Genomic DNA, 2,415 nt, shown 5'->3' with positions numbered 1-2,415 from the left:
GGCCCGCGGGGGGGGTGGGGGTGGTTCGGGCCCGCCCCCGCGCGCCCCCCCCCGGGCCGTTCTTGCCCGGGGACCCCGGCCGCCTTCCCGCCCGCCCCCGGCGCCGCCCCACCCCGCCCGCCCCCCCCCCGCCACAGCCGCTCGCGCGGGGTGTCGGCGGGAAGCGTGGCGAGGTGGTCGGTCAGCTTTTCGCACAGGCCCACCATGTTCTGGTGGTAGTATGCGATGGCGGTGGTGCGGGTCATGATCTTCACACCCAGCGCCTTGAGCGCCTCGACCTCGGCCGCGAGCCAGTCCCATGCGGGTTTGCCGTCGATCTTCACCTGCGGTTCGGACAGCAGCGTGCCGCCCGCCTCGGGGCTCTCGTCGACCAGCACGACCTTCAGCCCCTCGACGGCGGCAGCGCGGGCCGCGGCGAGGCCGGACGGGCCAGCCCCCACGATCAGCACGTCGCAGTGCATGTTGCGCGAGGCGTAGTGGTCGGGGTCTTCCTCGGTCGGCGAGACGCCGAGGCCTGCCGCGCCGCGGATGAACGGCTCGTAAACCTTGTCCCAGAAGCTGCGCGGCCACATGAAGGTCTTGTAGTAGAACCCGGCCGAGAACAGCATGTAGGCGGCGTCGTTGACCGCGCCCACGTCGAACTTGAGGCTCGGGTACTTGTTCTGCGAATTGGTCTGGAGCCCGTCCCAGATCTCCTGCACGGTGGCGCGGGTGTTCGGCTCGAACCGGCCGGCGCCGCGGCGGGTGCCGATCAGCGCGTTGGGTTCTTCAGAGCCAGCGGCAACGGGGCCGCGCGGACGGTGGTACTTGAACGAGCGGCCCATCAGGTGGACACCGTTGGCCAGCAGCGCCGAGGCGACCGTGTCGCCCTGCGCGCCGGTGAAGGTCTTGCCGTCGAAGGTGAAGCTCACGGGGCGCGAAGTGTCGACGCGGCCCCGGCCGGATACGCGATACTGGCTCATTTCAGGCGCTCGGTCAGGCTGGCGAGGTCGGGACGCGGTGCGCCGGCCTCGTAGGTGGTCAGGAACTTGTCGGAAACGGTGTCACGCACGGCGTTGAAGAAACGTCCGCAGCCGTGGAGGTGGCGCCAGCGTTCGTAATGCGGGCCCTTCACGTTGTCGCGGAGGAAGAGGAACGCTTCCCAGTCGGCGTCGGAAACCTCGGACGGGTTCACCGGGCGCACGATGTGGGCCTCGCCGGCATAGGCGAATTCGACCTCGGGCAGCGTCTCGTTGCAGTAGGGGCAATGAATCAGGAGCATGGTCGGGATCCTCAGTGCGCGACGGCGGCGGCGGCGGCTTCGTCGATGAGCCGGCCGGTGCGGAAGCGTTCGAGCGTGAACGGCGCGTTGATCGGGTGCGGCTCGTCCTTGGCGATGGTCCAGGCGAAGACGTGGGCCGAGCCCGGGGTCGCCTTGAAGCCGCCGGTGCCCCAGCCGCAGTTGACGTAGAGGTTCGGCACCGGGGTCTTGCCGATGATCGGCGAGCGGTCCGGGGTGTTGTCGGTGATCCCGCCCCATTTCCGCAGCATCCGCATGCGGTTGAAGATCGGGAACACCTCGGAGATCGCCGCGATGGTGTGCTCGATCAGCGGCAGGCCGCCGCGCTGGGAATAGGACACGTACTGGTCGGTGCCGGAGCCGATCACCAGCTCGCCCTTGTCGGACTGCGAGCAATAGGCGTGCACGGCGTTGGACATGACCACGCAGGGGAAGACCGGCTTGATCGGCTCCGAGACCAGCGCCTGCAGCGGCATGGATTCGAGCGGCAGGCGGACGCCCGCGGTCGCCATGACCATGCTGTTGTGGCCCGAGGCCGAGACCGCGACCTTCTTGGCCTTAATGAAGCCCTTGTCGGTGTCGACGCCGATCACAGCGCCGTTCGGGCCGCGACGGATCGCGGTGACGGCGCAGTTCTGGATGATGTCGACGCCGCGCGCCGCGGCCCCGCGGGCATAGCCCCAGGCCACCGCGTCGTGGCGGGCGGTGCCGGCGCGTTCCTGCAGCGCACCGCCCATGACGGGGTAGCGCGAGGTCTTGGAAATGTTGATTGGAGGGCAGTATTCCTTGCACTCCTCCGGCGTGAGCCAGCGGTTGTCGACGCCGTTGAGCCGGTTGGAGTGGACGTGGCGCTTGAAGCTCTGCACGTCATGCACCGTATGCGCCAGCATGAGGCAGCCGCGGTTCGAATACATGACGTTGTAGTTGAGCTCCTGGCTCAGGCCCTGCCACAGGTCGACCGAGTGGTCGAACAGCCGCGCGCTCTCGTCGTAGAGATAGTTCGAGCGGATGATCGTGGTGTTGCGGCCGGTGTTGCCGCCGCCCAGCCAGCCCTTGTCGATCACGGCGATATTGGTGATGCCGTGCTGCTTGGCGAGGTAGTAGGCAGCGCCCAGGCCATGGCCGCCGGCGCCGAC

Annotated in this window: 3 protein-coding genes; all 3 read right to left on the bottom strand. The window is 68.8% G+C overall.

Features of this window, described 5'->3' with window-relative positions; genetic code table 11:
- Positions 1 to 962 (bottom strand): 2Fe-2S iron-sulfur cluster-binding protein (locus tag HC022_RS24185; RefSeq protein WP_254885260.1); only part of this gene is annotated, 962 nt, incomplete at its 3' end.
- Complete coding sequence (locus HC022_RS24180) at positions 959 to 1,261, bottom strand: sarcosine oxidase subunit delta (protein ID WP_167454097.1); 303 nt, start codon at positions 1,259 to 1,261, stop codon at positions 959 to 961. The genes HC022_RS24180 and HC022_RS24185, both read right to left, overlap by 4 nt.
- Positions 1,262 to 1,272: 11 nt before the next feature.
- The coding region (locus HC022_RS24175; protein WP_167454096.1) for a sarcosine oxidase subunit beta family protein at positions 1,273 to 2,415 on the bottom strand (1,143 nt) is incomplete at its 5' end.

The organism is Salipiger sp. HF18, assembly GCF_011806505.1.
GTDB classification, from domain to species: domain Bacteria; phylum Pseudomonadota; class Alphaproteobacteria; order Rhodobacterales; family Rhodobacteraceae; genus Salipiger; species Salipiger thiooxidans.
This window is presented reverse-complemented; position numbering and strand designations above follow the sequence as displayed.

Excerpts from the sequence above, each read along its gene's own strand:
- HC022_RS24180 (WP_167454097.1), bottom strand. The coding sequence starts at position 1,261 with ATGCTCCTGATTCATTGCCCCTACTGCAACGAGACGCTGCCCGAGGTC.